We start from the raw sequence: 7570 nt of genomic DNA, 5'->3' as shown, positions 1-7570 counted from the left end.
AGCAGGGCGTAGCCGAAATCGGGCAGCGATCCCATCGGGTCATCGTAGAGCATGTCATCGGCGTCGGACGGGCTGATCCAGGGCAGCGGCTTGCTCATCAGCAATCCCCCCATACGGCAGCGAGGAAAGCGTCGGCCCTCGCCAGCCCGGGTTTCAGATCGCAGCCGCCATCAGCGGCGGACAGCCGTGCCTTCATCATCGGGCGAAGACGACCGGGGGAAAGGCGAAAAACCGCGCCGCTCTCGTCCGGCTCCGCCGGGTCAGGCACCAGCCAACCGTCGTTGCTGCGTGACAGCCACAACCTACGCGCGTGGTGCCAGACGGTGCCGTGGCGCTGCCATTCGCCGACGGCACAGTAGATGGTCCGATGGCCGATACTCGACGCTTTCACCACCAGTGCATCGCACCTGGCGACGCGGGTTCCTCGCTCGACGGTGTCGAGATCCCCGCGTGACGGCTCGATCGACGGCACCAGCAGTAATTCGGCGGCGGTGATGTGAAGGAAATTTCGGAAAGGGATGGGCAGGATCGGCACCGAACGGTCGATCCGCCAACTGGCGCGCTCGGCGATGGCGAGCGCGGCGGATAGCGCGCGCGCCTTTGCGAGCTCGCGCTCGCGATTTACGATGTACATGGAAGACCTTGATTTTGCGCGGGAACGGCGGGCTGCTCGCCGGCCCCGCACCATCATTTCGCCTCTACGGCACAGCCGCAGGCTCCTTCCAAACCATCATCCCGGCCGGGCCGGCCGGTTTCTCCTTCGCCTTCGCGATGAAGGCGAAGCGCCCGCAGGCGGCACAGATCGCTCAACTTTCCCGCTTGACCGCAAAGGTCATGAAGCAACCTGATCAGCGCTCTTGCGGTCCCTTGCCCCTGACATCGGGGACCATCGGCTCCGCTTTGCCTTTCGGTCTGGTGGCATGGTCAACCGGCATGAGCGTTTCGGCCAACTGACCGAGTTTCCCGGATGGACCAACGAAAGATGCAGGCGTTTTTGCTTCTGGCGCCGAGGCATAGGTTGATCGTGTATCGGCGGTTTCATTCAGGTCGCGTTGTCGGATAACACCTGAGTGAGACGCTGGCGCAGATTTACCACTAGCCCGCAAAGTAGCGCCTTTTCTGAGAGGTTGGGCCTCACGCAGCGTGCGCGCGGTCCGCAGCGGAACAAGCGGCTCCGGCGGGATCTTAGCGGCATCTGGCGTTGATCGAATCAGCTTGGGTATGCTCCCGCCGGACGACGATGTCGTGGCAGCCGCGCCAGCTTGTCCATGCTTCCGTTCGGTGTGCCACTCGGCCAGCCGAGCTTGCAGTTCCGTATCATAACCGGGATGAGTCAGTACCAAGCGCTGCTGATCGGTAAGCGCGGCCATATCAACCTGATATCGACTGCCGCTAACGCTGATGGATGCCTCTTCCCGGCGCAGTTTCGCCCACGCCTCCTCCCGGAGTAGCGCTTGTCGACGGTGACCTTCTTTAGCGCGGATTTCCCTGTTCACGTCTTTGATGGACTTCTGAACCACGGTGGCAGCAACCGCTTCCAAGATGCGTTCGTCCGCAACGGATGTAGAAGAAGGCTGTTCGGCACTGTCCCCCGTACGTGCGGGTTCGACACCAATTACTTCGCCATCGGCCGATCTCCGCCGCCGCGCCCGGATAGCACGCAGCCGCTCCTGAACGAGCAGATCCTCGATAAACAGGCGGAACAGACGGTTGATAGACTTTCGATTCTCGGCGGGTCCCAGCGTAGCGACATCGTTCTCGAACATGAGCGCCATCGGATCATCGCCATGCTCGTCGAGCCAGTTGAGCAGGCGCCCGCGTGTCGCATCGTGATACTTCGTCATGACGACCGCCAGCGTGTCATGGCCACGATGCTTGTAAGTGATCGGTCGGGTTGGGATCGATAGCGACGAGCGCACCTTATCGTCGAGGATGTCAGCGGCGACAGCAATCGCATCGGTGGTCCAGATCGCCTGATCAGCTCCGCCTGCCACGACAGCATCCTCGGCTATCCAAGCCTTCGCCTCGCGTTTGCGGCCCTCACTCTTGCTGTGTTTGATAACGGTAACCGCGCGCGAGATGGCCATGTCGCCAACGATCGTGGCCGCCGCTGCCTGCGCACGCTTCAGCACGGCGATCCGTTGGTAGTATCGCCATTGCCGGACGATCTTTTTGGCATCGTCGTCGACCTGCGCCAGCCACACCGCCGCCGCGCGTCGAATGATCGACAGCTCCTGTGCCGCGACATGACGCACGTCGCGCAGCCGATCGTTGAAGATGATACGCGCATTGCGGCTGCCCGCCTTGGTGACCAGCCCGCTTTTCTCATTGGCGACGATCCTGTCGCCGAGATGCTCGAGCCGGTCCTGCCGAATGCCGTTGTCGCGATAAGTTCCGGTCACGTAGCGCGTCGCTTTGGCGGTGCCGTTGGCTACGTCGTTGGCGATGGCGACGTAATCGGCGCGCATCTGCTTGAAATAGGCTTCGCCAGCTTCATGGCGGTTCTGGCCCTCATCACCGCGTAAGGCTCCGATCTTTTTCTGCCGATACGGATACTGCCACTTGCCGTTACGCTTGCGGAGGCGGACCTCAAAATCCCAGCAGCCCGGACCTCCGGCTTTGCCATCGGTGCTCATGCCGTCCAGCCATTTGCACGGCCGATCATAGGCATCGACATGCAAATGAATGTTGCGCGGGTCGTTCTTAGGGTCCGGGCAGTGGATCGCGGCCACATACATCCAACCTTCGCGGTCCAGCCGCGCGCAGAAGCGTTGCATGATCGTGCGGTGTTGGCGAGCGTCTAGACCATGCGGCAGTTCGACGACGAAACGGGTCTGGACGCGACCCGATCGCCCCTGTTTGAAATCCGGCAGCGCCGGATTGTCCGGCCCGAGATGTTCGTCGGCCCAGCACAGACGATCATACGCCTCGACAAGATCGACGTCGGCGATCGTGACCAGACGGTCGCGATGCTTACGCTTGGCTTTTGACGCCTTCGCGATGTCGGCGGCTCGTTCCTGTTCGAGCAGCCGCGCCGCTTCCTTCACCCAAAGCGGCGCGTCGGCCGCGGCCGCCAGTTCGGCCCATGCATCCTTTCGCTCGGTCGAAACCTCCAGCGTGCCGCGTTTGGCTTCCCGCTCGCATTGCTCGGCGGCTTCGAATAGCCCGCGCTGTCGCGACGGACCGCCCGGAATGTTGGAGAGGATGGCCAAGGCGTTCCGTTCGCGGTGGTCGGCTTCGAAGTCGAGAATGTCCATCGCCGGCATGCCACTTGCCGCCGTCATTGATCCGGTCTGGCGCGTGATATAGTCGAAATGTGTCCGGTACGTCGTGCGGGCGCCTTCGGTCAGATAATCGAAATGCTCGGCGGCAACGGTGCTGCGTGCCGGGTAGCGGTCATGGGTGGCCCCATCCACGGACCGGGGAACGGCGGTGCGGGTGACATGGGACACCGCCAGATGTGGAATTCGCATGTCCACGCGTTGCCGGGACGTGGAGGAAATCGGGCTGGCATAGCGAAAGTCGCATCGCCGCGATGCCGTACGGGTGTCGGCTGTTTTCCGGGGCGACCGGGTTGGGCCGGACGACGATCGATCGGGTTCGCCCTGTACCCGGAAGCCGAAGCGGCGTAGCGACCCGGCAACGGCTTCGCGATCTTCCCGCGCCACGCGTGCCAGACGCGCCGCGACCTGATGGGCGAATTCGGGATAGGGCGCGGGGTCGAACGGGTCCATGGCAGTCATTGTCCCAGCCCGGACCGGGGTTCGACAAGCCCCCCTTCGAACATGCCCTATGTAAAGAGGCTTGCAGTCGTAGCGGGGTCTGCTCGCCAACAACGCGATTTCCTGCTTACGCTATTTTCCAACAGCTTCGACCACCAGCGGGAGGTTGATCAGACGGCCATAGGTTGTCCCGTTTCTCCATTGGCACAGGACATTTCCGGGAAAATCCGATCGGGAGCAAATTTTGTGACAATAGCGCCCTCGTTGCTATCGAGCGGGGCTTGCCGCCGTCAGCCGACCCACGCGACCTTCCCAATGGGAGAAAGCACATGGGTCGGCTGCCGATCACCATGCCGTCGATCAAGGTCGCGCGCGAGGGCTGTGCGACGCCCTGCACCGTCCGCAAAGAGAAGAAATGGGCTGTCGCACCATTCCGCTTGACGATGAGGGCATTGGTGGCGGTGGCCATCGTGATGTCGCCTCGTCACTTAGTGTCTGCGTGTTGAGGGCACCAAGGTCGCCGACTTCATGAACGTAGACGCAATCGACCTCCTCACCGGGCGCTAGCACCGCAGATCGAGATGCTCCCACACCCGCCTTCGAACAAGGGCTCAAAGCCGCCACCGGGCCACACATGGCCAAATTCGACGAAAGCGACATACAGACACCAATATCAAAAACGATGATGTATCCATATTAAGTCGTATTTAAACGAATTTTTACCGTTGCAGGCTAATCTTCGCCGTACATACGGCTGGAATTACGCAGCCACTGGGGCTTCCCCTAGACAATCAAATAAACGTAATTACCCCCGGCAGCGACTTTATAAGTCTCCGTAATACAAGGCGAATATCGAATGCCATCGCGAATGCATCGAGAGACTTTGATGAAAATCATAGCCACCTTGATCGATATGGCGTTCCATGCAAAACACAAAAATGATCGGCGCACTCCGACGCTAGCCGTCGTCGCGATGACTGTCGGCGCGACCGATGTTCGATCCTCGCCCCTTTCGGGTAGAAAACATCCTGCTAAAGCTTGTGGCGCAATCAAACGGTCATTGCTCCCTACCGCCTTGCTTTCATTATTGATGTTTGTGAACATCAATCCCGCTCTAGCAATGTCGAATGGCTGCAGCGCTATCAACGCGCTCTCCGGTTCTTCGTCTCTTTCCTACGGCAGCAATAGATACAGGGCCTCAGAGTTTGCGACTGGTGACTCCTTGACGCTACGCTTCACAGATAGCGGCGCTGGCAAGGGGCTGCCCCCTACGAATACAGACAGCTTATCCATAGCACGATACGACCTTTCAAATGCCCAAACATATAACGCGACGAATTCCACCAGCAACACCACGAACAACGTCGCAATTACTGTTCCGGCTGGCAGCCTCGAGACTTATGGGGCTAGCATAAGAGCGAGCACCTCTCGTGGTCAGATCAGCAACCTGGTGTTCACCTGCACTAGTCGTTCGGCCGCTTCCACGGACGCAACCCTTTCGGGGCTGTCGCTTTCCACGGGCAATCTATCGCCAGCCTTCTCCAGCGGCACGACCAATTACAGTTCCGTCGTCGGCAACGCGACGACATCGCTGACGGTTATGCCCACTGCCGCAGACAGCGGAAGCACCATTAACGTCAATGGCTCCTTGGTTGCGTCGGGCAATACCTCAGGTCCGATCAACCTCGCAGTCGGTTCAAACTCGCTTACGATCATCGTCAGGGCGGCCGATGGCCAGACTACCAAATCTTATTCCATCACCGTGACGAGAGCCGAAGCTGCACCGATTGCCAACAATGTTGCCGCAACAGTGGTAGCCAACAGTTCGAGCAACACCGTAGCCCTTTCGATTTCCGGCTCGGCTTCTTCGGTGGCTGTTTCGGGTTTGCCAACTCATGGCACGGCAACGGCCAGTGGCACCAGCATCACCTACACGCCGAGCGCCGGATACTCGGGCAACGATAGTTTCACCTACACTGCGACCAATTCCTCAGGCACTAGCGCGCCTGCGACTGTCACCGTTTCTGTAACCCCGCCGACGCTGGCATTGGCACCGGCAACATTGCCGGGTGCGACTGCGGGGACTGCGTACAGCCAAGCGCTCAGCACCTCGGGCGGGACCGCACCGTACAATTATGCCCTCACTGCAGGGGCGCTGCCGGCCGGGCTGACCCTGTCGAGCACCGGCACACTGTCCGGCACGGCAACTGTTTCGGGCACGTTCAACCTGACCGTCACTGCCACCGACGCGCAGAATTTCACCACCGCGCGTGCCTATGGCCTTACCGTTGCCGCCCCGGCACCGGTGGCTGGCGCGGTCAGCATGACCGTCGCCGCCAACAGCCCCGCCAATGCTGTGACGCTCAATCTTTCAGGTGGTACCGCGACCTCAATCGCGATCGGCACGCCACCCAACCATGGCGTCCTCGCTGGTTCGGGCACCGCGATCACCTACACGCCTGCCGCGAACTATTCGGGAAGCGACAGTTTCACCTACACCGCGACCAATGCCAGTGGCACGAGTGCGCCTGCAACGGTTACCATCACCGTGACCGCACCGACTCTGACGCTGAGCCCGACAACGCTACTGGGCGCGACGGCCGGGACCGCGTATAGCCAAGCCCTCGCCACCATGGGCGGCGCCGCACCGTACAGCTATTCCGTCACCGCTGGCGCGCTGCCCGCCGGAGTCTCCCTGTCATCGACCGGTACCCTGTCAGGCACGCCAACTACAGCGGGCACGTTCAACGTTACCGTCACTGCGACAGACGCGCAGAATTTCACGGCTACTCGTGCCTTCACACTCACCGTCGCCGTCCAGGCACCGGTGGCGGGCGCGGTCAGCATGACCGTCGCTGCCAACAGTACTGCCAATGCGGTGACGCTTGCCCTGTCGGGCGGGGCTGCGACCTCGGTCGCCGTCGCCACCCCGCCGAGCCACGGCACGGCCACCGCCTCGGGCACCGGCATCAGCTACACGCCGACCGCGGGCTATTCGGGGAGCGACAGCTTCACCTACGCCGCGACCAATGCGTCGGGCACCAGTGCGCCTGCGACCGTCACCGTGACGGTGAGTGCACCGACGCTGACGCTGGCGCCGGCAACGCTGCCGAGCGGGACTGCGGGGACTGCGTACAGCCAAGCGCTCAGCACCTCGGGCGGCACCGCGCCGTACAACTATGCGGTGACCGCTGGCGCGTTGCCGAACGGCCTCACCCTGTCGAGCACCGGCACGCTGTCGGGCACGCCCGCCACATCGGGGGCATTCAATTTTACGATCACCGCGACTGACGCCCAGAACTTCACCGTCACGCGCGCCTATACCATTACCGTTGCCGTCCAGCCACCGGTGGCGGGCGCCGTCAGCACGACCGTTGCCGCCAACAGCACCGCCAATGCGGTGACGCTCGCCCTGTCGGGCGGGGCTGCGACCTCGGTCGCCGTCGCCACCGCGCCGGCCCATGGCACCGCCACCGTGTCGGGCACCGGCATCAGCTACACGCCGGCGGCAGGTTATTCGGGCAGCGACAGCTTCACCTACACCGCGACCAATACCTCGGGCACCAGCGCGGCGGCGACCGTCACCGTGACGGTGACCGCCCCGACGCTGGTCGTCTCTCCGGCCTCGGGTCCGCTGCCTACGGCTACCGTCGGTACCGCCTATAGCGCGACGCTGACCAGCACCGGTGGCACCGCGCCCTACAGCTACAGCGCCACGGGTCTGCCCGCCGGCGTCACGCTGGCCGCCAACGGCACCCTGTCGGGCACGCCGACCACGGCGGGCAGCTACACCGTCACCGTCACGGTCACCGACGCGCATGGTGCCACCGGCACCGCAACCTATACCC

The 7570-nt window shown here is 62.3% G+C and carries 3 protein-coding genes; 1 reads left to right on the top strand and 2 read right to left on the bottom strand.

Going from position 1 to position 7570, the window contains the following annotated elements; translation table 11 throughout:
• Positions 1–97: 97 nt before the first annotated feature.
• Entirely contained in the window at positions 98–634 is a 537-nt protein-coding gene (locus tag NS355_RS06795; protein WP_058745018.1) for a hypothetical protein, read from the bottom strand.
• 214 nt (positions 635–848) lie between these two features.
• On the bottom strand, positions 849–3734 hold the full coding sequence (locus NS355_RS06790) for a hypothetical protein (RefSeq protein ID WP_058745017.1): 2886 nt from the start codon (positions 3732–3734) through the stop codon (positions 849–851).
• Positions 3735–4578: 844 nt separating this feature from the next.
• Here NS355_RS06790 and NS355_RS18630 point away from each other — a divergent pair.
• Positions 4579–7570: beta strand repeat-containing protein (locus NS355_RS18630; RefSeq protein WP_345938800.1), on the top strand; the 2992-nt coding region annotated here is incomplete at its 3' end.

This window comes from Sphingomonas yabuuchiae (assembly GCF_001477495.1).
Taxonomy (GTDB): Bacteria; Pseudomonadota; Alphaproteobacteria; order Sphingomonadales; family Sphingomonadaceae; genus Sphingomonas; species Sphingomonas yabuuchiae_A.
Note: the sequence above shows the minus strand (reverse complement) of the source record. Positions and strands in the feature narration are given on the sequence as shown.

Coding starts and splice junctions, on each gene's coding strand:
- NS355_RS06795 (WP_058745018.1), bottom strand. CDS start 634: ATGTACATCGTAAATCGCGAGCGCGAGCTCGCAAAGGCGCGCGCGCTA.
- NS355_RS06790 (WP_058745017.1), bottom strand. CDS start 3,734: ATGGACCCGTTCGACCCCGCGCCCTATCCCGAATTCGCCCATCAGGTC.